The 22,075-nt window shown below is 73.0% G+C and carries 26 protein-coding genes; 10 read left to right on the top strand and 16 right to left on the bottom strand.

Annotation, left to right across the window (positions count from 1 at the left end):
* Positions 1-118: 118 nt before the first annotated feature.
* Complete coding sequence (locus tag AC07A4_RS27420; RefSeq protein WP_478603268.1) at positions 119-883, bottom strand: NAD(P)-binding domain-containing protein; 765 nt, start codon at positions 881-883, stop codon at positions 119-121.
* Positions 880-1,218 (bottom strand): NIPSNAP family protein, encoded by a 339-nt coding sequence (locus AC07A4_RS27415; protein WP_478603266.1) that lies wholly within the window; start codon positions 1,216-1,218, stop codon positions 880-882. The genes AC07A4_RS27420 and AC07A4_RS27415 overlap by 4 nt, the downstream gene beginning before the upstream one ends.
* A 134-nt stretch (positions 1,219-1,352) precedes the next feature.
* Here AC07A4_RS27415 and AC07A4_RS27410 point away from each other — a divergent pair, with 134 nt between their 5' ends.
* Positions 1,353-1,553: a type II toxin-antitoxin system VapB family antitoxin gene (locus AC07A4_RS27410; RefSeq protein ID WP_478603264.1), complete on the top strand. Its 201-nt coding sequence runs from the start codon at positions 1,353-1,355 to the stop codon at positions 1,551-1,553.
* Between the two features lie 104 nt (positions 1,554-1,657).
* On the opposite strand, the gene AC07A4_RS27405 is transcribed toward AC07A4_RS27410, so the two are convergent.
* Together AC07A4_RS27405 and AC07A4_RS27400 are read right to left on the bottom strand one after the other, a co-directional pair.
* Positions 1,658-2,806, bottom strand: coding sequence for an eCIS core domain-containing protein (locus AC07A4_RS27405; protein ID WP_478603261.1), 1,149 nt, complete (start codon positions 2,804-2,806; stop codon positions 1,658-1,660).
* A gap of 124 nt (positions 2,807-2,930) precedes the next feature.
* Positions 2,931-3,068: a hypothetical protein gene (locus tag AC07A4_RS27400; RefSeq protein ID WP_478603259.1), complete on the bottom strand. Its 138-nt coding sequence runs from the start codon at positions 3,066-3,068 to the stop codon at positions 2,931-2,933.
* Positions 3,069-3,390: 322 nt separating this feature from the next.
* Here AC07A4_RS27400 and AC07A4_RS27395 point away from each other — a divergent pair, with 322 nt between their 5' ends.
* A complete protein-coding gene (locus tag AC07A4_RS27395) occupies positions 3,391-4,248 on the top strand; it encodes a calcium-binding protein (protein WP_478603256.1) in 858 nt (285 codons plus the stop codon).
* A gap of 136 nt (positions 4,249-4,384) precedes the next feature.
* Positions 4,385-4,933, top strand: a complete 549-nt coding sequence (locus AC07A4_RS27390; RefSeq protein WP_478603254.1) for a YciI family protein — start codon at positions 4,385-4,387, stop codon at positions 4,931-4,933.
* Here AC07A4_RS27390 and AC07A4_RS27385 read toward each other — a convergent pair.
* The gene (locus AC07A4_RS27385) at positions 4,885-5,361 is read right to left on the bottom strand and encodes a GNAT family N-acetyltransferase (protein ID WP_478603252.1); all 477 of its coding nucleotides are present in this window, start codon (positions 5,359-5,361) and stop codon (positions 4,885-4,887) included. The genes AC07A4_RS27390 and AC07A4_RS27385 overlap by 49 nt on opposite strands.
* 9 nt (positions 5,362-5,370) lie before the next feature.
* On the opposite strand from AC07A4_RS27385, the gene AC07A4_RS27380 reads away from it, so the two are divergent.
* Entirely contained in the window at positions 5,371-5,532 is a 162-nt protein-coding gene (locus AC07A4_RS27380; RefSeq protein WP_478603250.1) for a hypothetical protein, read from the top strand.
* Between the two features lie 73 nt (positions 5,533-5,605).
* On the opposite strand, the gene AC07A4_RS27375 is transcribed toward AC07A4_RS27380, so the two are convergent.
* Positions 5,606-6,277, bottom strand: a complete 672-nt coding sequence (locus AC07A4_RS27375; RefSeq protein ID WP_478603248.1) for an alpha/beta fold hydrolase — start codon at positions 6,275-6,277, stop codon at positions 5,606-5,608.
* Positions 6,278-6,467: 190 nt separating this feature from the next.
* Between AC07A4_RS27375 and AC07A4_RS27370 the strand changes: the two genes are divergently transcribed.
* Entirely contained in the window at positions 6,468-6,887 is a 420-nt protein-coding gene (locus tag AC07A4_RS27370) for a hypothetical protein (protein WP_478603246.1), read from the top strand.
* 171 nt (positions 6,888-7,058) lie between these two features.
* Here AC07A4_RS27370 and AC07A4_RS27365 read toward each other — a convergent pair whose 3' ends face one another.
* The gene (locus tag AC07A4_RS27365) at positions 7,059-7,418 is read right to left on the bottom strand and encodes an antibiotic biosynthesis monooxygenase family protein (protein ID WP_478603243.1); all 360 of its coding nucleotides are present in this window, start codon (positions 7,416-7,418) and stop codon (positions 7,059-7,061) included.
* Between the two features lie 249 nt (positions 7,419-7,667).
* On the opposite strand from AC07A4_RS27365, the gene AC07A4_RS27360 reads away from it, so the two are divergent.
* Positions 7,668-8,834 carry an alpha-hydroxy-acid oxidizing protein gene (locus tag AC07A4_RS27360; RefSeq protein ID WP_478603241.1) on the top strand — a complete coding sequence of 389 codons (1,167 nt, stop codon included), beginning with the start codon at positions 7,668-7,670 and terminating at the stop codon, positions 8,832-8,834.
* Between the two features lie 36 nt (positions 8,835-8,870).
* Here AC07A4_RS27360 and AC07A4_RS27355 read toward each other — a convergent pair whose 3' ends face one another.
* The gene (locus AC07A4_RS27355) at positions 8,871-9,323 is read right to left on the bottom strand and encodes an Lrp/AsnC family transcriptional regulator (protein WP_478603239.1); all 453 of its coding nucleotides are present in this window, start codon (positions 9,321-9,323) and stop codon (positions 8,871-8,873) included.
* Positions 9,324-9,629: 306 nt separating this feature from the next.
* On the opposite strand from AC07A4_RS27355, the gene AC07A4_RS27350 reads away from it, so the two are divergent.
* The 3 genes from AC07A4_RS27350 to AC07A4_RS27340 all read left to right on the top strand — a co-directional run bounded on the left by AC07A4_RS27350 (position 9,630) and on the right by AC07A4_RS27340 (position 11,625).
* A complete protein-coding gene (locus tag AC07A4_RS27350; RefSeq protein WP_478603237.1) occupies positions 9,630-10,247 on the top strand; it encodes a LysE family translocator in 618 nt (205 codons plus the stop codon).
* A 139-nt stretch (positions 10,248-10,386) separates the two neighbouring features.
* A complete protein-coding gene (locus AC07A4_RS27345; protein ID WP_478603234.1) occupies positions 10,387-10,902 on the top strand; it encodes a lytic polysaccharide monooxygenase auxiliary activity family 9 protein in 516 nt (171 codons plus the stop codon).
* Between the two features lie 102 nt (positions 10,903-11,004).
* Positions 11,005-11,625, top strand: coding sequence for a DJ-1/PfpI family protein (locus AC07A4_RS27340; RefSeq protein WP_478603232.1), 621 nt, complete (start codon positions 11,005-11,007; stop codon positions 11,623-11,625).
* 28 nt (positions 11,626-11,653) lie between these two features.
* On the opposite strand, the gene AC07A4_RS27335 is transcribed toward AC07A4_RS27340, so the two are convergent.
* The 4 genes from AC07A4_RS27335 to AC07A4_RS27320 all read right to left on the bottom strand — a co-directional run bounded on the left by AC07A4_RS27335 (position 11,654) and on the right by AC07A4_RS27320 (position 17,389).
* Positions 11,654-15,202, bottom strand: coding sequence for an NB-ARC domain-containing protein (locus tag AC07A4_RS27335; protein WP_478603230.1), 3,549 nt, complete (start codon positions 15,200-15,202; stop codon positions 11,654-11,656).
* Positions 15,203-15,433: 231 nt separating this feature from the next.
* On the bottom strand, positions 15,434-16,006 hold the full coding sequence (locus tag AC07A4_RS27330; protein ID WP_478603228.1) for a dihydrofolate reductase family protein: 573 nt from the start codon (positions 16,004-16,006) through the stop codon (positions 15,434-15,436).
* 248 nt (positions 16,007-16,254) lie between these two features.
* The gene (locus AC07A4_RS27325) at positions 16,255-16,878 is read right to left on the bottom strand and encodes a TOPRIM nucleotidyl transferase/hydrolase domain-containing protein (protein ID WP_478603226.1); all 624 of its coding nucleotides are present in this window, start codon (positions 16,876-16,878) and stop codon (positions 16,255-16,257) included.
* Between the two features lie 76 nt (positions 16,879-16,954).
* The gene (locus tag AC07A4_RS27320; RefSeq protein WP_478603224.1) at positions 16,955-17,389 is read right to left on the bottom strand and encodes a VOC family protein; all 435 of its coding nucleotides are present in this window, start codon (positions 17,387-17,389) and stop codon (positions 16,955-16,957) included.
* 235 nt (positions 17,390-17,624) lie between these two features.
* Between AC07A4_RS27320 and AC07A4_RS27315 the strand changes: the two genes are divergently transcribed.
* A complete protein-coding gene (locus tag AC07A4_RS27315) occupies positions 17,625-18,287 on the top strand; it encodes a class I SAM-dependent methyltransferase (protein WP_478603221.1) in 663 nt (220 codons plus the stop codon).
* A 95-nt stretch (positions 18,288-18,382) separates the two neighbouring features.
* Here AC07A4_RS27315 and AC07A4_RS27310 read toward each other — a convergent pair whose 3' ends face one another.
* From AC07A4_RS27310 to AC07A4_RS27295, 4 genes are all read right to left on the bottom strand, one after another.
* On the bottom strand, positions 18,383-19,456 hold the full coding sequence (locus AC07A4_RS27310) for an HAD-IIIC family phosphatase (RefSeq protein ID WP_478603674.1): 1,074 nt from the start codon (positions 19,454-19,456) through the stop codon (positions 18,383-18,385).
* 125 nt (positions 19,457-19,581) lie between these two features.
* Positions 19,582-20,739, bottom strand: coding sequence for an acyl-CoA dehydrogenase family protein (locus AC07A4_RS27305; protein ID WP_478603671.1), 1,158 nt, complete (start codon positions 20,737-20,739; stop codon positions 19,582-19,584).
* Between the two features lie 76 nt (positions 20,740-20,815).
* The gene (locus AC07A4_RS27300) at positions 20,816-21,169 is read right to left on the bottom strand and encodes an acyl carrier protein (protein WP_478603219.1); all 354 of its coding nucleotides are present in this window, start codon (positions 21,167-21,169) and stop codon (positions 20,816-20,818) included.
* Entirely contained in the window at positions 21,169-22,062 is an 894-nt protein-coding gene (locus tag AC07A4_RS27295) for a 3-hydroxyacyl-CoA dehydrogenase family protein (protein ID WP_478603217.1), read from the bottom strand. Before AC07A4_RS27295 ends, AC07A4_RS27300 begins: the two co-directional genes overlap by 1 nt.
* Between the last annotated feature and the right edge of the window lie 13 nt (positions 22,063-22,075).

Genomic DNA, 22,075 nt, shown 5'->3' with positions numbered 1-22,075 from the left:
TCGGGAGAGAGAATCACGCGCGCATGGGAGAAGATGGCGACGCGCGACCCCGAACGTTTTCCCGCCCCCCCCCACGCCCGCCGGGCGCGGGCCCCTGGCTCCCGGCCCGGGGCGCGGGCTACTCCAGATCGGCGAGGAGGTCGTCCAGGGCCTTGTCGAGGGCGGCGGAATTGGCCGGGCCGAACCAGGTCGTACGGACGCGTTCGTTGCTTCCGTTCGGGGTCTCGTGGTCGGCGGCGAGCTGCGCGAGGGAACGGGACTCGTCGCTCAGGGACCGGCCGACGCCCTGGAAGAGGCCGCGCACATAGCGGTCCGCGTCGTCGGGGGCGATGCCGTGGCCGACGGCCCACGACGTGAGGGTGGCCAGGTACCAGTAGTGGGTGGTCAGCGTCCCCGTCAGCGCGGAGAAGACGTTGAAGGCGGCCTCGTCGGCGACCGGGAGCGAGCCGCCGAGACGGTCGAAGAAGGAGTCGACCACCGGGTGCGAGGGCCACGTCACCGTGACGGAACGCCGTTCGCGTACCGCGGGCAGGGGGATGGCCCGTACCAGCGGGACGTCGGTGGCGAGTGCCGCGCGCAGGTCGTCGTCGCCGACCCCGGCCATCACGTTCACCACGACCTTGTCCCCGGCCACGCGCAGCCCGGCGAGCGCCTCGTCGCGGTCCTGGCGGCGCACGGCGATGACGACCAGGTCCGAACGGTCCACCACCTGCTGGTTGTCGGCGCACACCCGTACGGTGTCGTAGCGCTCGGAGAGTTCCGCGGCCGTGCGGGCTCCCCTGGGCGAGAGGAAGACCTCCGGCGCGTCGCCGCGCCCGTCGCACAGGCCCGTCACGACGGCCCGGCCGATCTCCCCCACCCCGATGATCCCGACGCGCTTCACGGCGTCCGCTCCACGGGCTCCACCGACTCCAGGGGCTCCAGGGGGCGCAGGAAGCGCCGCTGGTAGCGGCGGATGCACGCGGTCCGCCGCGCCAGTTCGAGCGCCTCCTGGCACTCGGGGTCATGGGCGCTGTCCGTGCGGTACTTCTCGTACGCGGCGAAGCTCGGGAACGAGAACAGGGCGTAGGCGATGTCGCTGTCGCCCTCGCTGGGCAGGAAGTAGCCGTGGTGGGTGCCGCCGAACCGGTTCACGAGGACGACCCAGCGGCGGCCGTACTCCTCGAAGTCCTCGATGCGGTCCGGGTCGATCTCGTACGTCAGATGCACAGTGATCATGCGGCCCCATCATGCCGGAGCGGGGGCGGAGGAGACAGCCCTGGTGGCGGATGAGACAGCGGTCGCCGCGCCTGGTCCTGGTGCGCCCGCTAGAGTCCGCAGTCCGACATCAGGAGTGAGGAGCGGGGAGCGCCATGGCCAAGGTCAACATCAGTCTCGATGCCGAACTGGTAGTGGAAGTGATGGTTCTGGCCGGGGTCGGCTCGCCCCAGGACGCCGTCGAGGCCGTCGTACGGGACTACGTCGCGCGCGGCCACCGGACGGAGGAGCGCACGGAGCTCAGGGACGTGACCGTGCGCGCGGCGGACGCCGGCCCGCAGGAGGCGCAGGGCTGAATCCCACGGCCACGACCGAAGCGGACGGCGGGCGTCGGTTCGTCGCCCGCCGACTGCGCGACGCGTCCCGTGCTTCCGTACTCCCCTGCTCCCGTGCGGCGTCGTCAGCCGACGCTCACCTGGATGCCCGCCGCCCTCATGGCGGAGACCGCCCTCTTGGACGCCTCCTTGGCGCCGGACACCCCCTGCGGCCGGTACAGGTGGTGGGCGTGCAGGGTGATGTCGAACGCGTGCCCCGCGAAGCCGTTCTGGGCCAGGTCGATGAGCCGTTCGGCACAGCCCTCGAAGCCGTCGGCCTTGGTGCAGGTCCCGTACGTCGTGGAGCACGGGCTCGCGGTGATGCCGATCCGGAGGTCGTGCCGCAGGCCTCCCCTCCTCCGGGGCGTCCCCGCGTTCAAGGCCGCCACGACGGCGGCGTTCGCATAGGGGCCGAAGCTCGCCTCGATCTCGTCCAGGAGCTGGTCCTCGGCGTGGTCTCCGGGCGAGTGCGGCTTGGTCTCGCTGCTGAACGTGCCGATGGCGTGGCCGTTCAGCGTCGCCGACAAGGTGACGGTGAAGCCGGGGTGGGCGGTGACCGTCTCACCCTCCTCGTAGTGGGTGCGCTGGATCGACGGCGCGGCCGCCGTGACCCGCTGCTCATGGCCGCACCCCGCCCCGTGCCGATGGCGCTCGTCCCCCGCGTGCTGAGGAGCCGCCGCCGTCCGCTGGACGGGCACGGGTGCGGACATCGCCCGGTTCGCGACTCCTTCCGCGAACCGTTCGCCACGGTCACTGGGGTGCGAGATCAGCAGCCCGGCGCCGTTGTCCGTGCCCTGGGCGGGTTCCGGGTCGAGCGTGTGCCCCAGCTCGTGCGCCCAGTCCTTCAGGGTCATGTTGCCGCCGTCGACGATGTGCCGTTCGACGGCGAACGCCTTGGCGTGCACCAGCGCGGCGGCCTTGCGCGCCGCGCTGCCGCGGTGCACCTCGACGCCGCTGAAGTCGGCGCCCTCGATGCGCCCCTCCATCTCGTCGCGCAGGGCCGGTTCGAGGGGGCTCGACGGCGAGCTCAGGGCCTCTTCCACGGCGTCCACCTGCGCCTGCGCGTGGTCCTCGGCCCCCTCGCGCACCTCCGTGGCCGGTCCCGCTCCGCCGGAGGCGACGCGTTGCAGATGCCGCAGCCAGTGGGGGTTGAGCCCGGCCGACTGCTGGCTCCCGCGCGAGCGCCCCGGCTGCGCACCGCGTCCCGGCTCCCGCTCCTGACCGTACGAACGCACGCTGCCTCCTCCTCGGCGCCAACCAACGCCTCCCCTTCTACGCCGCCGCGCGGGCGCGCGGCAGGGCCGCCGGGGCAGCCCCACCCCCCTTAGGGACAGGCACCTTCGGGCAGGCCCCCTGCCCTCAGGGAGCGGTGCGCTCCCGGCCGTCCGCCAAGAGCCTCAGCACAGCGGCATTGCCCGCCGAGCGCTGAAGGAGCGCGAGCCGCTCCACCGTGCTCCGCTCGGGCGCCGGTCGCGCGATGCCACCGAGCGCGCCCACGACACCCTCCGCGTGCGAGGGTTCACCCAACTCCCCGTCACTCTGAGGCTGTTGACGCTCCTCTTCCATTCGGACACCTCTCCCTGGTTCCCGTGCCTGGGCTCGTGTCGAGTCTTCATGGTCACGACGTGCCCTCACAAGGCGACCGGAGGGGCACCGGGAAGCTGCCCCTCCGTACGCCCTGTGGCGCTGTCCACGTCCCGGTCACGGGGATGCCCTCCGTTGTTCATGACCTGCGGCACAACTCCGTTCTGGGGCACCTGGTCTAACCCGGTGACCACACGCACCACGGCACCCCGCCATTCCGAAGGGGCACTTCCGCATGCGCACTTCCAGGACCATCACCGCCGCCGCCACCGCCGCGCTCGCCCTCGCGGGCGCCGCCTTCGCGGTACCGGCGAGCGCCCACGCCCTCCCGGCGGCCCCCAGGGCCACGGCCTCCGTCGTCCATGAGGACAGCGAGCTCTGGTACAAGGCCGCCTCCGGCCAGCGGAACAAGCTGACGGTCGATGAGAAGATCGAGAACCGCGGCGAGTTCGAGTCGTACTACGTCCTCACCTTCCACGACCGCTACGACATCGCCATCGACGCGAGCGCGGCGAGCGCCGACGAATGCGTCTACCCCACCCCGGGCGACCGCAAGGTCGTGCGCTGCGCGGTCGAGATCCCGCAGAACTCCGACGACTCCGACAGCTACGACATCGACCTGGGCGACAAGAACGACACGGCGACGCTCGAACCCGACAGCCACGCGTGGGCCGGGGTCTACGGCGGCAAGGGCGACGACGTGCTCAAGGGGTCCGCGGGCCCCATGCTGTTCGGCGGCAGCGGCAACGACCGCCTCGACGGCGGTGGCGGCGTGTTCGGGTTCGGCTCCTACGGCGGCACCGGGAACGACACCCTCACGCACTGCGGGCAGGACTGCTTCGGCGGGGCGGGCGACGACACCCTGACCGGGACCGGCGAGGAGAACACGCTCCACGGCGACGACGGCAACGACGTCCTGCGCGGCAAGGGCGGCGCCGACGCCCTCCACGGCGGCAAGGGCAACGACAAGCTGTACGGCGAGGCGGGCGACGACAAGCTGTGGGGCAACAGCGGCGACGACGTCCTGTGGGGCGGTACGGGCGCCGACAAGCTCTCCGGCGGCTCCGGCCGCGACAAGCTGCACCAGGACTGAGGCGCCACCGGCTCGTCACGGAGCCCTGCCGCCCGGAGGGAGCTCACGCGCTCGTCCCTCCGGGCGGCAACCCGGCCCTACGCCCCTCCCCAAAGCCAGTTGAGGCGCCGCCCGCGATGGGGAAGGGTCTGGGGGCATGGAGTTCTTCTGCTACCACCGTGACCGGCCCGGCTCCGCCCTCTTGCGCACAGAGCTGCTGGAGCGGCACTGGTCCTACATGGACGGCTACGCCAAGGAGCTGATCGCGCGCGGCCCGACGTTCGCCGAGGACGGCGAGACGCCCTCCGGCAGCGTGCACATCGTCGACCTGCCCGACCCCACCGCCGCCCGCGCGTTCGCCTTCGACGAGCCGAACTACCAGGCGGGGGCGTACCGGGACGTGCTGCTGCGCCGGTGGCGGAACCTCCTGGGACGCACGATGTGGGACTTCCCCGGCGGCCCGACCGGCGGCAACCGCTATCTGGTGCTCGGCCTCGGCCCGAGCGGGCCCGCCACCCCCACCGTGCCACCCGGCCGCGACGACCTCATCTCGTACGGGCCGCTCCTGTCGGACGACGGCGCCTCCTGGGTGGGCACGGCGGCGCTGGTCCGGTCCCCTGACCCGGCCACCGCACGAGCGGTCCTCGCTCCGGGCGGCTACGCCGACGTCGAAGTCCACGACTGGGAGTTCGGCGGACGGCGGTGAGGAAACCGGGGGGAGGGCGCGGGCTCAGAGCGGGGGGGGAGGCCCATCTCGCCCCTCGCGACCTCGCGTGCCTCTCTCATGAAGGCGCGGCCGACGCCGCGGCCCCGCACGGCGGTGCGCGTCTGGACGTGATGGAGCCTGCCCCAGTGCCCGGTCAGCTCGGACCGCTCCCGGCGGATGTGCAGCCAGCCTGCGAGTTCGCCGTCCATCGTCGCCGTGAGCAAGCGGCTGGTGTCCGGGGACAGTCCACCGGCGATGCGCTCCAGCACCGGGGACACCTTCGCGAGGCCGACCGGTGGAAAGGGAAACCCGGCCGCGCCGCCCGCGTTGGTGACCTCGACCCAGCACGCGGCGAGGGCGCGGCGCAGCCGGGGCGTGACGTCGGTCGGCGAGGTGAGTTGCTGAACGGTGAGGGCGTCGGCGGTCATCTCGGGATCATGGCAGTCGGCACTGACATCGCAGCGGGGCTGGGGGATCGCGCGACGTCCGGCCGTTTCATTGACGAAACCTTGATGGGCATGCCGCGCCTCGGCAGGGTTGACGTACGTCTGTTCGGGGAGGCCGTGGGTGAGCACGAGCCGCTGGTGGTCAGGGTCTGACGGCGTGTTCCCGCTTTCGCGGGAGGCAGCGGGAACACTGCCCGGCCCAGGGCGCGCGGCGGGCGGCTGTCTGTCACGCCAGGAGTGCCGTGGTCAGTTCGCTCGCGCGCCGGTGCCAGCGGCCGGCTCCGCGCAGCATGGCGTGCCCGCCGGACGGCATGGGGACGCCCGTGGCGTCGGCGCCCGCGGCGCGCGCCCGCCGCACGAAGTCCCAGGACTCACCGGCGGACGTGACGCGGTCCGCCTCGTCGTGGAGCAGATAGAGCGCCCGCCCCGCGAGGTGGTCGACCGGCTCGTCGGGGGGACACCAGGGCGCGAGGGCCACCACGCCCCGTACCGCCCGCTCCCCCGCGACCCGCAGCGCCGCACGCGCCCCCATGGAGTGGCCGACGAGGACGACGGGCACGTCCCCGGCCCGCTCCCGGAGCCGGTCGAGCGCGGCGTGGGCGTCCCGCGCCGCGTCCGCGCGCTCGCCGTTCCAGCCGCGATGGCGGTAGCGCACCTCCGCGACGAGCACCGCGCGCCCCCGCACGGCACGGGAGACCGCGGCGGCGATCGGGCGCATCCGCAGCGCCGCCGGATTGAGCGCGGGCGGCGCCTCGATGCCGTCGGCGCGCCCGCCGTGCAGCAGGAGCACCGCGGCGTGCGGGACGCTGGGCCCGCTGCGGACGAGCAGTGCGCCTCGCGGGCGGGGGGATCCGCTGGCGCGCGCCCGGAAGGCGGCGTCGCCGGGGCGCTGTGCCATGGGACCTCCACACGTCGCGGCCGCTCCCCCGGCTGAGCACGGCGCCCATGGCGACCGGCGAGACGGCGGCGAGACCGGCAGTCTCCCAGGCGGCGCGCCCCGCCAGGAACAGCCCGGTCCCGCTCCCCCATGCCGGTGCGCACCCGGCATGAGGGAAAATATCCCGGTTCACTCACGCACCAGGAGATTCATGCGCAAGCGTCCGCCCCTGCTCGCCGTCTGCCTTACGCTCGCCGCTTGCGGCGTCGCCACAGCATGCGGCCCGTCCGGTGACAGTGGGTCACGTGCCTCGGCGACACCGACCACTACATCCGCGTCGGCCTCGGCCACCCCGCCCGGGGACCCGTCGGGGGACCCCACGGAAGGGCACGGACTGACGGGGCTGTCGGCCAAGCTCTACCTCAAGACGATCAGGAAGCACTACCCGGATCTGGACCGCATCGGCGATGACGTACTCGTCGCTCATGGCAACGCCCTCTGCGCCGCCCGTGGGCAGGCCCTCGTCGACCAGGCGAAAAAGACCAAGCGGGAGCTCGAGCTCACCGGGAAGCAGGCTTCGCGGGTGCTCGGCACCGCGCACGGCTACTGCGGCAGGAACACGTTCGGGTAACGCCGGAGGACCAGGTCGGGGCTCCTACGCCAGGGCCCCGACCACGCATGCCACCCGACCGACCTCACCCGACCCGCCGGACAGGCCCTGAACGCCCTTCCCCAAACAGGACGTTCCACGTGAAACCTTGAAACCGCGCGGCCTTGGCACACGGCTAGCGCAGCGTCCGCGTCAGTCCTCGGACCGCGGCCCCGGGCCGATCTCCCGTACCACCGTGTACGTCGGCGCGCCGGTCATCCTGGCCTCGGCCTTGCCCGAGAGGCCCTCCAACGCGGACTGGATCGCCGCCATGCGGCCGTCGGTGTCCGACGTCGCGACGAAGTGGCGGTAGTCCGCCTCGCTCGCCCAGTCCACCACGTTGATCACCCGCGTGCCGTCGGTGCTGACGTGGAACCGGGCCGACCGGTACCCCGGGTAGAACCGCACCCATCGCTCCTGGATCGCGGCGAACGCCGCCACCAGTTCCTTCTGCGTCTCGGGGCCGTCGACGGTGTAGTCGATGATCGATGAAAATCCGCGCTCAGCGGTCACGGCATCGCCCTTCTCCTCAAGGCCCCGCCGGTGGGGGCCGGTGATCTCTTCCGGCCCCCACTCAACAACCTCAATCGCACTCGAGGTCAACGGCCTACGTGATCTTCTCCAGAGGGCACGTCCCGGTGCCGTCCTGGTCAGGGTGTCCGGATACGGCGGCTTTCGGGAGGGGGGCCGGTGGCGGTAGAGAGGCGCGACAGGCTCGTTCGCACGCCCGCTGGTCCCGGCGCCCGTACAGGAAGGCACACCATGACGAAACCGCAGTTCGGTGACTACCAGAACGAGATCTACTTCGACGGCCTGCGCGGCGTGCCGCCCGCCCTGCCCTTGACGTTCGAGGAGTTGGAGGCGCGGGGGCTTGCGGCCCTGCCGCCGTCCGTCCGGTCGTTCGTGGCCGGTGGAGCCGGGGACGAGCACACCCAGCGCGCCAACGTCCGGGCCTTCGAGCGGTGGGGCCTGTACCCCCGGATGATGGTCGGCGCCGCCCGCCGGGACATGTCGGTGGAGCTCTTCGGCCACACCTTGCCCTCGCCGCTGTTCATGGCACCGGTCGGTGTCATCGGGCTCTGCGCCCAGGACGGCCACGGCGACCTGGCCACCGCCCGTGCCGCGGCGCGTACGGGAGTGCCGATGGCCGCTTCCACGTTCGGCGTCGACCCGCTGGAGCGGGTCGCCGCCGCACTCGGTGACACCCCCGGCTTCTTCCAGCTCTACCCGCCCGCGGACCGCGAACTGGCCGCCAGTCTCGTCCAGCGCGCCGAGGCGGCCGGGTTCAAGGGCGTCGTCGTCACCCTCGACGCGTGGGTCACCGGCTGGCGGCCGCGCGACCTGGCCACGGGCAACTCCCCCCTGCTGCGCGGCCACTGCCTCGCCAACTACTTCACCGACCCCGTCTTCCGCGCCCGCCTCGCGAAGGCGCCCGACGACGACCCGGGGGCGGCGGTCCTTGAGTGGATCAGCGTCTTCGGCAACCCGCTGACCTGGCAGGACCTGCCCTGGCTGCGTTCGCTCACCGAGCTGCCGATCATCCTCAAGGGGCTCTGCCACCCCGAGGACGTCCGCCGCGCCAGGGACGGCGGCGTCGACGGCGTCTACTGCTCCAACCACGGCGGCAGGCAGGCCAACGGCGGTCTGCCCGCCCTGGACGCGCTGCCCGCCGTGGTCGACGCCGCCGACGGACTGCCCGTGCTCTTCGACTCGGGCGTACGCGGTGGCGCCGACGTCATCAAGGCGCTCGCCCTCGGTGCCACCGCCGTCGGCGTCGGCCGCCCGTACGCCTACGGCCTCGCCGTCGGCGGCGCGGACGGCGTCGTCCACGTGCTGCGCTCCCTGCTCGCGGAGGCCGACCTGATCATGGCCGTGGACGGCTACCCGGCCCTGTCCGACCTGACCCGCGAGGCGCTCGTACGCCTGTGATCCCGGGCCCGGCGGCTACGGGCCCAGCACCACGGGCTACTCCGGCAGGGGGCGTTCGGCGATGACGTTCTTCATGACGAGGGTGGACGTCAGGCGCTGGACGCCCGGGAGCTTGGCCAAGTGCTGGTCGTAGAGCTGCTGGTAGGCGGCCAGGTCGGTGGTGGCGACGCGCAGGAGGTAGTCGGGCTCGCCGAAGAGGCGCTGGGCCTGGATGACCTGCGGGACTTCGGTCACGGCCTCCTCGAAGGCGGTCACCGTGTCGCGGTCCTCCCAGCGCAGGGTGGCGAAGACGAGGGCCTCGAAGTGCAGGCCGACGGCCGCCGGGTCGACGACGGCGCGATAGCCGCGGATGGCGCCCTCGCGTTCCAGGTCGCGCAGGCGGCGGTGGCAGGGCGAGACGCTCAGGCGTACGCGCGCGGCCAGCTCGGTGACGGTGAGGCGGCCGTCCAGCTGAAGCTCGGTAAGAATCTTTCGGTCCAGGGCGTCCATGGGGAAGATTCTCCTCCACAGGACGCGATCATGAAGTAAGTACAGAAACATTTTTGGGCACATCGCGCCTAACCTTCCCTTCCGGATCAAGGAATCCCGCCCTAGGGCCCTTCTGATGGATCTCCGTGGGTGAAGGAGCGGCGTTCGGTGCGTGCTCTCGGCGTGCCGGGCGGAAGTCCTAGTAGCGGAGCTACTTGGGCTTTCGTCCGGTGCGGCGAGAGGGCGTGCCGGGCGACGCGACGCCGCGGAGATCCATCAGAAGGGCCCTAGGGGCCCGGGATTCGGGAACGCGGGAGGGAACGGTCGATGGACACGACGACGGTGGCGGCCTTCGTGGCGGTGGATGTGCTGCTGGTGGTCACTCCGGGCGCGGACTGGGCGTACGCGATCTCGGCGGGCCTGCGGGACCGGTCGGTCGTGCCCGCGGTCGCCGGGCTGATAGCCGGGTACGCGGGCTACACGCTGCTCGCGGTGGCCGGTCTGGTGGTGATCGTGGCGAGTTCGGCGACCGTCCTCACCGTGCTCACGGTCGCCGGGGCCGCCTACCTGGTCCGGCTTGGCTGGGGCGTCCTCACGCGGCCCGCCGCCCTGGGTGCGGCCGAGGAGACGGTGGCCGCCTCACCCGCGCAGGTCATGGTCAGGGGCATGGGGATCAGCGGCCTCAACCCGAAGGCGGTGCTGCTGTACTTCTCGCTGTTCCCGCAGTTCATCGACACGGCGGGCGCGTGGCCCGTCGCCGCGCAGACGGGGCTGCTCGGGGTGCTGCACATGACGGCCTGCGCCGTCGTCTACCTCGCGGTCGGCGTGCTCGCCCGCACCGTCCTGCGGGCCCGCCCTTCGGCGGCGCGGGCCGTCACGCGGGCCTCCGGCGCCATGATGATCGCCATCGGCGGCTTCCTGCTGGTGGAACGGCTGGCCGGCTGACGCACCGGACACACCCGCACCACTCCCCCGCGCCGCACCTCTTGACGCGACCCCGTCAATCAGTATGGTCTAGGCCAATGGGTCGGCCCAGGCGCCGGGCCGCCCCACCCCTCGTCCCCCCACCTCAGAGGGAGCAGTGATGAACACCAAGCGGAAGCTGGCCGTGGGATTAGGCGCGGCGTGCGCGCCCCTCCTCGTCCTCGCGTCGGTCACCCCCGTCAGCGCGCACGGCTATGTGAACTCACCGGCGAGCCGTCAGGCACAGTGCGCGGCGGGCACCGTCCAGTGCGGTGAGATCAAGTGGGAGCCGCAGAGCGTCGAAGGCCCCAAGGGCCTGCGCAGCTGCAGCGGCGGCAACGCGCGGTTCGCCGACCTGGACGACGACCGCAAGGGCTGGCGGGTCTCCGACGTCAGCCGCTCGCAGCAGTTCACCTGGCGCCTGACGGCCCGTCATCGCACCAGCACCTGGCAGTACTTCGTCGACGGGCAGAAGGTCAAGGAGATCAACGACGGCGGCGCCATGCCGGCGGCGAACGTGACGCACACCGTCGACTTCGGCGGCATCACGGGACGCCACAAGGTGCTCGCGGTGTGGAACATCTATGACACCGCGAACGCGTTCTACGCCTGTATCGACGTCAACATCAAGGGCTGACGCCACGATCAAGGGCCGCCGCGACACGATGCCCGCGCCGGAGGCGTCGCGGCGGCCCCACGCCCGGCGATCCATGATCGGGTGCTGGTTATGCTGCCGCGCATGGACATAGTGATCCCGCTCTTCGACCACTTCGAGCCGCTCGACGCGATCGGCCCGTACGAGATCCTCGCGTACGTCCCCGGGGCCACGGTGCGGTTCGTGACCGCCGAACCCGGCCTGGTGCGGGACGTGTTGGGCTCCCTGCCCGTGCACGTACCCACGCGGTACGCGGAGGTGGAGCGGTGCGACGTCCTGCTGATCCCGGGCGGGGGCAGCTTCAAGACCATGGTGGGCGACCCGGATTTCCTGGACTGGGTGCGCCGGATCCACGCGGGCACCCGCTTCACCACGTCGGTCTGCACCGGCGGCCTGGTGCTCGGCGCGGCGGGTCTCCTCCAAGGGCTGACCGCCACCACGCACTGGGACGCGGCCGCCTCCCTGGAGTCGTACGGCGCCACCTACACCCCTGAGCGGGTCGTCCGGCACGACCGGGTGATCACCTCGGCGGGGGTCTCCTCCGGCATCGACATGGCCGTCCAACTGGCCGCGCTGCTCACGGACGAGGTGACCGCGCAGGCGATCCAGCTCTACACCGAGTACGACCCGCAGCCCCCCTTCGACACCGGCTCCGTGGCCAAGGCCCCGGCCGAGGTGCTCCGGCGGGCCCGCGCCCTGGGCTAGGTCCCTTCTGGGGTGTCGGGGCCGCCGCTCAAGCGCGGAAGTCGTACAGGTGCAGCCCGCGTTCGCCGCCCGCCGCCAGGCCCCGGCCGTCGGGCAGCCAGGCGCACGCCGTCAGGGGACCCTCGCCTCGTACGGCGGCCAGGGCGCGCCCCGCGCGCGGGTCCCACACGCGCAGGGTGCCGTCGCGGCCCGCGGTGGCGAGCGCGGTTCCGGCCGCGGTGAAGGCCACCGCGTCGACGGGGCCGGTGTGGCCGGTGAGCAGCCCTGTTCGTGTCCAAGTGGGCCCGCCCCACAGGCGGATTCCGCCGTCGGCGTGCCCGGAGGCAAGGAGGAGGCCGTCCGGGGAGACGGCGAGGCCGCGCACCGCGCCCGGCCCGTCCTCCAGGGTGAGCAGGCCGGTCGCGCACGCGGTGTCCCACAGCCGTACGCGTCCGGCCTCGTCGGCCGAGGCGAACCAGCTGCCGTCCGGGGCGATGGCCACCGCGGTGACCGGGCTGCCGTCCGCCGAAAGGAGGGAGGCGCAGGCGCGCGTGGCGACGTCCCACACCCGGACCGTGCCGTCGTGCCTGCCGCTGACCAGCCAGGTGCTGTCGGGCGCCACCGCGACGGCCGTGACCGGTGAGGCGTCGCCGCCCGGCAGCCGCGTCGGCTCGTGGAGCAGCACCCTGTCACCCTGCCCGCCCGGCAGCTCACCGACGAGCCCGACCGTGCCGTCGCGCCGGGCCTCGGCCCACCACGGGCCGTCCGGCGCGTAGGCGACGCAGAGCACGTCATGGATGCCGCCGACCGGAACGCCGCGCGGATGGGCCTGCGCGGTGTCCCACAGGGTGACCCCGCCGCGGCCCGACACGGCCACGCGCGTTCCGTCGGGCGTCACCGCGAGCGCCTGGACCGGTTCGTCGCGGCCGGAGTACACCGTGTCGTCGGGGCCCGCCCCGGTCTCCCACAGCCGGACCGTGCGGTCGCGGCTCGTGCTGGCCAGCCAGGAGCCGTCCGGAGCGACCGCCACACCGGTCACCGCCTGCTGATGGCCCTCCAGTTCGTGTCCCCGCGGGCGCTCCTCGACGAGGTCCCACACCCGCACGGTCCGGTCCGTCGCGGCGGCCGCCCAGGTTCCGTCGGGGGCGAGGGCCCCGGCGTCTCCCCACTTTTCGTATCGCCCGCCGCCCCGGCGTGCCACCAACGCGCCGCTGACCGGATCCCACAGTCCCACCCGGTCCCCGCCGCTTCCGGTGGCCACCCGGCCGCCGTCCGCCGTGATCCCCAGCCAGCACGCACCGTAGTCGCCCAGCGTCGCCCGGCAGCGGCCGGTCGCGGCGTCCCACAGCCGCACCCTGGGCTCCTCGCCACCGGTCGCCAGCCAGCTGCCGTCCGGGGCGATCACGACCGACCACACCTTCCCCCGGTGGCCCTTGAGCACGACGCGGGAGGTGGCGGTCCCGACGTGCCACAGCCGCACGACGCGCCCGGTCGCCGCGGCCAGCCACGTCCCGTCCGGGGCGATGGCGAGCGCCTCCACCCCGCGCGTGTGGCCGGTCAGGACCGTCGTGCAGCTGCCGGAGAGCACCTCCCACAGCCGCACCTCGCGGTCACTTCCGCCGCTGGCGAGCCAGGTCCCGTCCGGGGCGACGGCCAGGGCCGTGACGGGGGCCTGGTGTCCGGTGAGCACGGCGGTGCAGTGGCCCGACCGGATGTCCCACAGCCGCACCTCTCCGCGCTCGTCGCCGGTCGCCAGCCAGAGTCCGTCCGGGGCGACCGCGACCACGTGCGGGACGCCTTCGTGACCGACGAGAGTGCGCAGCAGTCGCGTCGGCGGCAGGTCCGGCGGGGTCCACCGGTTGGCGAGCAGCGGGCGCGCCGACGCGCTGAGCTGACGGGCCATGACCGGGATGCACCAGAGCCGCAGGGGGGCCAGACGGCTGTGCAGCACGTTGGCGAGCAGCCGGTCGGCGTCGTGCCCGGCCGCGAGGGGCCCCGCGTGCAGCGGGCCGAGGAGGTGCGCGACGCGGCCGAGGTCGCGGCCCCGCTCCGCCGCCGCGGCCGTCGGGATCTGGGCCAGGTCGCGCGTGGGCCCGGTCGGGCCGCGCTGGCGCAGGCGCGCCTCGATCCAGTGGATGTCCCCGGCGAGTCGCTCGGCTTCCGCGTCCCGGCCCGCGCCCCGCAGGTGCGCGACGAGGTGGTCGAGCAGATACCCCTCCGTGGTCTCCCACCAGGGCAGCTTTCGGCCGTCGTGGGGGCGGGTCGGCACCGAGACGTCCAGGAGGTCGCCGTGCAGTCGGGTCAGGCGTTCCGGTCCGAGTTCTTCCCTCAAGTAGTCGCGCAGCACGTCGTGGAGCGTGAGGCGGCCGCCGTTCCCGGCGGTGAGGGAGATCAGGGAGAGGCTGTCCAGTTGGGCGCACAGGTCGCGGCTCCCGGCCTCGTCGAGGCCGCCGGTGCGCTGCCAGAGCCCGCCGGCCAGCGGCACGGGGACGGCCTCGCCCTCGACGAACACGCCGAGTTCGGCGAGCCGGTCCGCGCCGCCGGGCGCGAGGAGCAGCCGGGCGGCCTCCACGGTGGCGCGCACCGCGCGGGCCCGGCGCGAGGGGTCGTCCAGGTCGAGGGCGGTGGCGGGGGCGTCAAGGGCGGCGGGCCCGCCGGTGCGCAGCGCGCGCAGCGCCTGCCCGGCGGCGGCCGCCGGGTCCGCGCCGGTCGCGACCCGGCCCGCGATGAGCCGGTTGGTCAGGCGCAGAAGGAGCGCCCACCGGCCGGTGGCCGCGAGCAGGTCCCGCACGGTCGTCGGCGGCAGCGGCGGCAGTCGCCAGGTCAGCACGGAGCGGGCCTGGGCCGGGGACATCTGGTCGACGCGCACGCGGGCGCTGCCGGGCGGAAGGAGCGCGGGGACCCTGGTGGTCACCAGGCGCACGCACCGTTCGCCGCCCTGGAGGAAGGGGGCGAGCTGCGCGCTCTCCCACACGTCGTCCAGGACGAGGAGGGTGCGCGGCCGTTCGTCCAGTAGGCGGCCCAGGTGCGCGCCCGCCAGATCGGGGTCGTCGTACGCGGTGGGGTCGCCGGTGACGAACCGGGTGACCTCGGCGACCTTCGCCGCGACCGCCGCCCGGCCGCGCACGTCGCGGCCGATCGTCACCGTGAAGATCCGCCCGCGGAAGTGGCGCCGGACCTTGGGGCTCGCGCACACCACGGCGGCGAGGGTGGTCTTGCCGAACCCGCCCGCGCCTTCCAGGGAGGTGGTGATGCCGACGGCACGGCCCGCGGTGCGCCGCCTCGCGCACACCGCGGCGGCGGCCCGCCCGCCCTCGCCGCGGTCGACCACCCAGTCCGGGACCGGCGAGGGGGCGGGGGGCGGAGGGTCACCGGCCGCGGCGGCGGGCCGCTCCTGGCGCCAGGCCGATGCGGCGGCGAGGAGGACCGTCGCGGCGGCCAGCGCGGCGACGGACCACCAGGCGTGCCGCCGGAGCAGGTCCAGCGGTCCCGGCCAGCGCTCCGCCGACGTGGCGGCGTTCGCGGCCAGGGAGGCCAGCGCGGCGACGACGGCCGCCGCCCCGGCCAGAGCCGCCATCCGCAGGCCGCGCACCCGCATACCGTCCTCCGCCCGTCGCCGCCGCACGTGATCCTCTGGCGCGGACGATAACGAGCGGGTGCCGCCTCCACCGCCGATCGTCACACCATGGTGTGACGCCGTGGGCTACGACGGCGCGGGCCGTGGAGGCGTGAGCCGTGGAGGCGCGGGCCGTGGAGGCGCGGGCCGTGGAGGCGTGAGCCGTGGCGGCGTGAGCCGTGGCGGCGCGGTGCTTCCCGCGCGCGGTCACGGTCAGCGGATCACGTCGAAGACGTTCTTCTGCAGGCCATTGGCGTAGGCCTCGTGCTCGACGAGCTTCAGCTTCTGGGTGTCCTTGTCCGTGTCGCTGAACAGCCGCTTGCCCGCGCCGAGGAGGAGCGGGAAGACCAGCAGGTGGTAGCGGTCGATCAGGCCGACGTCCGAGAGGTTCCGGTTCAGCGTGGCGCTGCCGTGCATGATGATCGGCCCGCCCTCGGTCTCCTTCAGCGCGGCGACCTCGTCGAGCGTGCGCAGGATCGTGGTCTCGCCCCAGTTCGACACCAGGTCCTTGTCCGCGAGGGTGGTGGAGACGACGTACTTCGGCATCAGCTTGTAGTCGGCGAAGTCCTCCATGTCGGGCCACACCGGGCTGAACGCCTCGTAGCTGGTGCGGCCCAGGAGCATCGCCGAGGCCTCCTGCTGCTCCCGGGCCTTGATCTCGAACGCCTCGGGGAGGAACTCGACGTCCTTGAAGGTCCACCCGGAGTTGCGGTAGCCGGGCTCGCCGCCCGGGGCCTCCACCACGCCGTCGAGCGACATGAACGCCGTGCTGATCAGAGTGCGCATTCTGGATACCTCGGTTCCTCGGGTACGGCTCTCGACAAGTCTGGTCCGGCACATCCGCGAGCCGAACACTTGGCCACGGGCGCGCCTCCATGTTCTCTGACGGTGCGTGGCGGAGAAACTCATCGGTCATCCGCGCGTTCAGCACGCGGCCGCATGACGTCACCCGCGGCGCGGGGACACGGGGGAGTCGGGATCACTGGCCGTCGAGGCGTGCCCGCAGTCCCCGACGGGAAACCCGTATCCGCTGGTCACAGCGATGCCAGCAGGCGCTCCAGCGGGGCGGGGGTGCGGTCCGGGGTGAGGCCGTCGACCAGGACGTGGCCGTAGCGGATCTTGCGGCCCTTCTTCGTGCCGAAGAAGCGCCGCAGCCGCTGGTGCTGTGTGCGGTCCCGCTGGGCGGGCTGGCGCAGGAACGTCTGGAGGGCGCGCAGGTCGCCTTCGGCCCGCACGAGTTCCTCCACCCGGGGCACGCCAAGGGCGCGGATGAGCTCGTCCTCCAGGTCCGCCGCGCAGACGAAGTAGTCCTGCCGGGCCGTGCCCGTGCCCGTGCCCTCCAAGGCACGGGCGTAGTAGCGGGCCTCCCTCTCGTCGCACAGGCCCACCAGGCGCAGGCCCAGGCCGGCGGGGCCGAGGAGGCGGGCGAAGCGGCCGACGCTCATCGCGCCCCCGATCGACAGGACACAGATCCCTTCGGCCGCCAGGTCCCGGCCACGGCTCGCGGCCAGGGCGTCGACCGCGGCGACGTCACTCGGCCCTTCGAGCAGGACGACCGCCCGGACGGACAGCTGCTCGGCCAGCTCACGCGCCGGGCCGCCGGGACCACCGGCCGCCCACGCGGTGACCGCTTCCCGGAACGACTCCATGTCTGCCATGGGAGGAGTCTCCGCCCTTTCCGGCCAGCAGGGTACTGAGTTTCCGCCAGCGTGTTCCAGCGTGTTCGGGGGGCGCTCAGTCGAGGCAGAACTCGTTGCCCTCGATGTCCTGCATCGCGATGCAGGACTCGTTCTCACCATCGGCGGGCAGCAGTTGCACGCGCACCGCGCCCAGCGCGACCAGGCGCGCGCACTCGGCCTCGAGCGTGGCCAGGCGCTCCTCCCCCACGAGCCCGGTACCGGCCCGCACATCGAGGTGCACCCGGTTCTTGACGACCCTGCCTTCGGGAACGCGCTGGAAGTACAGGCGCGGGCCCACGCCCTCGGGGTCACTGGCCGCGAACCACGCGTCGCGCTTCTCGGGGGGCTGGGTGAGGTCGAACTCCTCCCACGTGGCGAAACCTTCCGGCGGCGGCGGTGCGACGTACCCGAGGACCTCGCACCAGAAGCGGGCGACGCGCCGAGGTTCCGCGCAGTCGAACGTGACTTGGACCTTCTTGATCGATGACATCGGCGCACCATAGCAGCGGGTTGCTGTCGCCAGCAGGGGAATTCCGTCGCCCATCTCCCGGCTCCGCCGTGCGCGACTGCTTTTCGAGGCCGCTGCTCGGTGGCGCTCGGAACGTATACCCGAATCATTTTCGTTGGGTCATTCAGGAGTCTGCGAGAGAGCGGGGTGTTACCGTCATGAAGGGAGTTTCCCTGCCACACGTTCAATGCGCCGCCGAGAGACGGGTGTTGCCTTCATGGCCTACCAGATCGATTCCACCGACCTCCTTCTTTCCTACGTGCGGGACGTATCCCTGCGCGACGACGACATTCTCCGGGAACTGCGGGAGGAAACGGCGCAGCTGCCCGGTGGCACGACCATGCAAGTCATGGCGGAGGAGGGCCAGTTACTGGCGCTGCTCGTCGCGCTCACCGGCGCCCGCTCGGTGCTCGAGGTCGGGACGTTCACCGGCTACAGCACGCTGTGCATGGCCCGTGCCCTTCCGCCCGGTGGCACCGTCGTGACCTGCGACATCACGGATCGGTGGCCCGAAGTGGGGGCCGCCTACTGGAAGCGGGACGGCGTCGACGAGCGGATCGACCTGCGCGTCGGGGACGCGGCAGAGACCCTGGACGCGCTGCTCGCGGAGCGCGGGCCCGGGGCGTTCGACCTCGCCTTCATCGACGCCGACAAAGCCAACTACCGCACCTATTACGAGAAGTCGCTCGCCCTCACCCGCGGCGGCGGACTCCTCGTGATCGACAATACGCTGCTCTTCGGGCGCGTCGCACAGCCGGAATGCGATGACGCCGACACCGTGGCCATGCGTGAACTCAACGTGGCACTCGCCAAAGACGAGCGCGTCGATATCTCACTCCTGGTGATGGCGGACGGCATCACGCTGGTGCGCAAGCATTAGGAATTCAGGAGGCGGATGCGGGAGCTCGGTGCGTTTCCCATCGCACCGAGCTCCCGCTCGCTTTCCTCAGCCTTTCTCAGTCTCCTCGGTTTTCCTCAGTCCGCTTCCGCCGCGTCCCGGCCCAGCGCCACCGCGGTCACCTTCATCGTCGTCGACGCCGGGCGCGGCTCGGGCCTCAGGTGCAGGCGCTGGAGGTCGTCCGTCGGCGCCTGCGGGAGGGTCGCGACGCAGGAGCACGGGTCGTCGTCCGTGAAGCCCGCGAAGCGGTAGGCGATCTCCATCATGCGGTTGCGGTCGGTGGGCCTGAAGTCGGCCACCAGATGGGTGTCCGCGCGGGCCGCCTCGTCGACGAGCCAGTTCAGGAGGGTCGCGCCCGCCCCGAACGACACCACGCGGCACGAGGTGGCGAGGAGCTTGAGGTGCCAGGCCCCCGGGCGGCGCTCCAGGAGCAGCACGCCGACCGCGCCGTGCGGGCCGAAGCGGTCGGTGAGCGTGACAACCAGGACCTCGTGATCGGGGTCCGTGCGCAGCCGGCGCAGGTCGGCGTCGGAGTAGTGCACGCCGGTGGCGTTCATCTGGCTGGTGCGCAAGGTGAGTTCCTCGACGCGCGAGAGCTCCTCGTCCGTGGCGCGGCCGATGCACAGGTCCAGGAGCAGCGAGCGCAGGAAGTCCTCGTCGGGTCCTTTCGCCTCGGCCCGGGCCGCCTCGCGGCGGAAGCCCGCCTGGTACATCTCGCGCCGCCGCCGTGAGTCCACCGTCCGCACCGGCGGGGTGAACTCCGCCAGACCGGGCAGGCCTTCGGCGGCCTCCGCGCGGTAACAGCGGACCTCGGGCAGATGGTAGGTGACCTCGGCCCGCTCGGCGGGCTGGTCGTCGATGAAGGCGATGGCCGTCAGCGCGAAGTTCAGGGTGTCGGCGATCCGGCGCACCGACTCCGACTTGGGGCCCCAGCCGATCTGCGGCAGTACGAAGTACTCGGCGACGCCCAGCTTCTCCAGGCGGGCCCACGCCGTCTCGTGGTCGTTCTTGCTGGCGACGGACTGCAGGACGCCCCGTGAGTCGAGCTCCACGATGACCTCGCGCAGCGCGTCGGGCAGGGTCACCTCGCCGTCCTCCAGGAGGGTGCCCCGCCACAGGGTGTTGTCGAGGTCCCAGACCAGGCACTTCACCAAGGGGGCCGCCTGGTGCGGTGCGGGCGGCGCGCTGGATATGGGGTGCTGCGGGACGAGGGGTGCCTGCGTTCCCGTCGCCGCCGATGCCGTGTTCGCTCCGGTGGTGGTCACTGACGTTCCCTTCACGCGACGCCCCCGAGGACGTGCCGCGCCAGCATCAGCTGGCACATCTCGTTGCTGCCTTCGATGATCTCCATCAGCTTCGCGTCCCGGTGGGCGCGGGCCACCACGTGCCCGTCCCTGGCCCCGGCCGAGGCCAGGACCTGGACGGCGGTGGCCGCGCCCCGGGCCGCGTTGCCCGCGCTGACGTGCTTGGCCAGGACGGTGGCCACGACCTGCTCCGGCGAGCCGTCGTCCCAGCAGCGCGAGGCGTGCTCGCAGGCCCGCGTGGCGGTCTGCTCGGCCGCGAACAGCTCGGCGAGGTGGCGGGCCACGAGCTGGTGCTCCCCCAGCGGGGCGCCGAACTGCTCGCGGGTGGCGGCGTGCCGGGCGGCCGCCGTCAGACAGCCGCGCAGGATGCCCACGCACCCCCACGCCACCGACATGCGGCCGTACGCCAACGCCGTGGTGACCAGGAGCGCGAGCGGCAGCGGTGAGCCGCCGAGCACGTGCGCGGCCGGGACCCGCACCCCGTCGAAGTGGAGGTCGGCGTGCCCGGCCGCGCGGCAGCCGAGCGGATCGGGGACGCGGGTGACGCGTACGCCGGGAGCGTCGGCGGGGACGACGACCGCCACGGCCTCGTCCCCGGCGCCGCCCATGCCCTCGCCGCCATCGCCGCCGACGCCGCCGCCGACGCCGTCCTCGTATCTGCCGAACACGACGAGCAGATCGGCGTAGTGCGCGGCGGTCACCCACACCTTGTGTCCGTCGAGGACGACGCTGTCGCCTTCGCGGCGCACCCGCGTCGTCATCGCGGACAGATCGCTGCCCGCGCCGCGCTCGCTGAACCCGGCCGCCGCGAGGTCGCCGCCGGTGAGGCGGGGCAGGAACGCCGCCCGCTGCTCGGCGGTGCCGAAGCGCTCGATGGTCCAGGCCGCCATGCCCTGCGAGGTCATCACGCTCCGCAGCGAGCTGCACAGGGCGCCGGTGTGCGCGGTGAAGGCGCCGCCCAGGGCGCTGGACAGGCCCAGACCGCCGTACGCGGCCGGGACCTGCGCGCACAGCCGCCCGTCCGCGCCGAGCTTGCGCAGCGCGTCCACCGGCAGCAGCCCCGCCCGGTCCCAGGCGTCGGCCTGCCCCTCGGCCACCGCGGTGACGGCGGCGCACGCCTCGTCGAACACGGTCGCCTCCGCCAGCACGCCGACCTCGTCCAGGACGGCCGCCTCCGTCAGGACGGCCGCCTCGGAAAGGTGCCGGTCACTCACCGGTCGCTCCGGCCGCCGCAGGCTGGAGCCGGGTCACGAGCGCGGTCATCGCCGCGACCGTACGGAAGTTGTCCAGGCGCAGGTCGGCGCCGCGGATGGAGACGCCGAAGGACTTCTCCAGGTGGACGACGAGCTCCATCGCGAACAGCGAGGAGAGCCCGCCGGAGGCGAAGAGGTCGACGTCGCGCTCCCAGGAGCGCTTGGTGCGCGCCTCCAGGAAGCGCACGATCTCCTTCTCGGTGGCCTCGGTGGCCTCGGTGGACGAGGTGGTCCCGGCGGCCCCAGCCGTCCCAGCCGTCCTGGCGGTTCCGTTGGTTCCGTTGGTCTCGCGGTCGAACGTGCTCATCAGTTCTCCTCCTGGTATGCGTAGAATCCCCGGCCGGTCTTGCGGCCGAGTTCGCCCTGCCGGACCTTGTCGAGCAGCAGGTCGCAGGGGCGGCAGCCGTCGTCCCCGGTGCGCTGGTGCAGCACGCGCAGCGAGTCCACCAAGTTGTCGATGCCGATCAGGTCGGCGGTGCGCAGCGGCCCCGTGGGGTGGCCGAGGCAGCCCTCCATGAGGGCGTCGACGGCCTCGACGGTCGCGGTCCCCTCCTGCACGACCCGCGCCGCGTCGTTGATCATCGGGTGCAGCACGCGGCTGGTGACGAAGCCGGGGGCGTCGCGGACGACGACCTGCGTCCGGCGCAGCGCGGTGAGCAGCGAGCCGACGGCCGTCATGGTCCGCTCGCCGGTCCTCGCGCCCCGGATGACCTCGACGGTCGGGATGAGGTACGGCGGGTTCATGAAGTGCGTGCCGACGACGTCCTCGGGGCGCTCGGCGTGGCCGGCGAGTTCGTCGATGGGGATGGACGAGGTGTTCGAGATCAGCGGGGTGCCGGGCCGCACGCGGGCCGAGACGTCGGCGAGCGCCTTGGCCTTGAGCTCGGTGACCTCGGTGATGGCCTCGATGACCGCGGTGGCGTCCTGGACGCCGTCGGTGGTGGTGGCCCGTTCCAGGGCGCCGGTGGCGGTGTCGGCGGGCAGGCGCCCCATCAGCTGCGCCAGGCGCAGCTCGCGGTCGATGTCGCCGCCCGCCCGCTCCAGGCGCGGTTCGTCGACGTCGACGAGCAGGACGGGGACGCCGTGCCCGAGGGCGAGGGCGGTGATGCCGACGCCCATGACTCCGGCGCCGAGGACGGCGATCCGGTGGCCGCCGGGGCCCGCGGGTTGGTCGGGGGGTGTGTGCGGCGCGCGTGTCATGCGCCTCTCCTAG

The organism is Streptomyces sp. NPDC043996, from assembly GCF_056435225.1.
This window is presented reverse-complemented; position numbering and strand designations above follow the sequence as displayed.

Excerpts from the sequence above, each read along its gene's own strand:
- AC07A4_RS27415 (WP_478603266.1), bottom strand. The coding sequence starts at position 1,218 with ATGATCACTGTGCATCTGACGTACGAGATCGACCCGGACCGCATCGAG.
- AC07A4_RS27410 (WP_478603264.1), top strand. The coding sequence starts at position 1,353 with ATGGCCAAGGTCAACATCAGTCTCGATGCCGAACTGGTAGTGGAAGTG.
- AC07A4_RS27395 (WP_478603256.1), top strand. The coding sequence starts at position 3,391 with ATGCGCACTTCCAGGACCATCACCGCCGCCGCCACCGCCGCGCTCGCC.
- AC07A4_RS27390 (WP_478603254.1), top strand. The coding sequence starts at position 4,385 with ATGGAGTTCTTCTGCTACCACCGTGACCGGCCCGGCTCCGCCCTCTTG.
- AC07A4_RS27385 (WP_478603252.1), bottom strand. The coding sequence starts at position 5,361 with ATGACCGCCGACGCCCTCACCGTTCAGCAACTCACCTCGCCGACCGAC.
- AC07A4_RS27380 (WP_478603250.1), top strand. The coding sequence starts at position 5,371 with ATGGCAGTCGGCACTGACATCGCAGCGGGGCTGGGGGATCGCGCGACG.
- AC07A4_RS27375 (WP_478603248.1), bottom strand. The coding sequence starts at position 6,277 with ATGGCACAGCGCCCCGGCGACGCCGCCTTCCGGGCGCGCGCCAGCGGA.
- AC07A4_RS27370 (WP_478603246.1), top strand. The coding sequence starts at position 6,468 with ATGCGCAAGCGTCCGCCCCTGCTCGCCGTCTGCCTTACGCTCGCCGCT.
- AC07A4_RS27360 (WP_478603241.1), top strand. The coding sequence starts at position 7,668 with ATGACGAAACCGCAGTTCGGTGACTACCAGAACGAGATCTACTTCGAC.
- AC07A4_RS27355 (WP_478603239.1), bottom strand. The coding sequence starts at position 9,323 with ATGGACGCCCTGGACCGAAAGATTCTTACCGAGCTTCAGCTGGACGGC.
- AC07A4_RS27350 (WP_478603237.1), top strand. The coding sequence starts at position 9,630 with ATGGACACGACGACGGTGGCGGCCTTCGTGGCGGTGGATGTGCTGCTG.
- AC07A4_RS27345 (WP_478603234.1), top strand. The coding sequence starts at position 10,387 with ATGAACACCAAGCGGAAGCTGGCCGTGGGATTAGGCGCGGCGTGCGCG.
- AC07A4_RS27340 (WP_478603232.1), top strand. The coding sequence starts at position 11,005 with ATGGACATAGTGATCCCGCTCTTCGACCACTTCGAGCCGCTCGACGCG.
- AC07A4_RS27335 (WP_478603230.1), bottom strand. The coding sequence starts at position 15,202 with ATGCGGGTGCGCGGCCTGCGGATGGCGGCTCTGGCCGGGGCGGCGGCC.
- AC07A4_RS27330 (WP_478603228.1), bottom strand. The coding sequence starts at position 16,006 with ATGCGCACTCTGATCAGCACGGCGTTCATGTCGCTCGACGGCGTGGTG.
- AC07A4_RS27325 (WP_478603226.1), bottom strand. The coding sequence starts at position 16,878 with ATGGCAGACATGGAGTCGTTCCGGGAAGCGGTCACCGCGTGGGCGGCC.
- AC07A4_RS27320 (WP_478603224.1), bottom strand. The coding sequence starts at position 17,389 with ATGTCATCGATCAAGAAGGTCCAAGTCACGTTCGACTGCGCGGAACCT.
- AC07A4_RS27315 (WP_478603221.1), top strand. The coding sequence starts at position 17,625 with ATGGCCTACCAGATCGATTCCACCGACCTCCTTCTTTCCTACGTGCGG.
- AC07A4_RS27300 (WP_478603219.1), bottom strand. The coding sequence starts at position 21,169 with ATGAGCACGTTCGACCGCGAGACCAACGGAACCAACGGAACCGCCAGG.
- AC07A4_RS27295 (WP_478603217.1), bottom strand. The coding sequence starts at position 22,062 with ATGACACGCGCGCCGCACACACCCCCCGACCAACCCGCGGGCCCCGGC.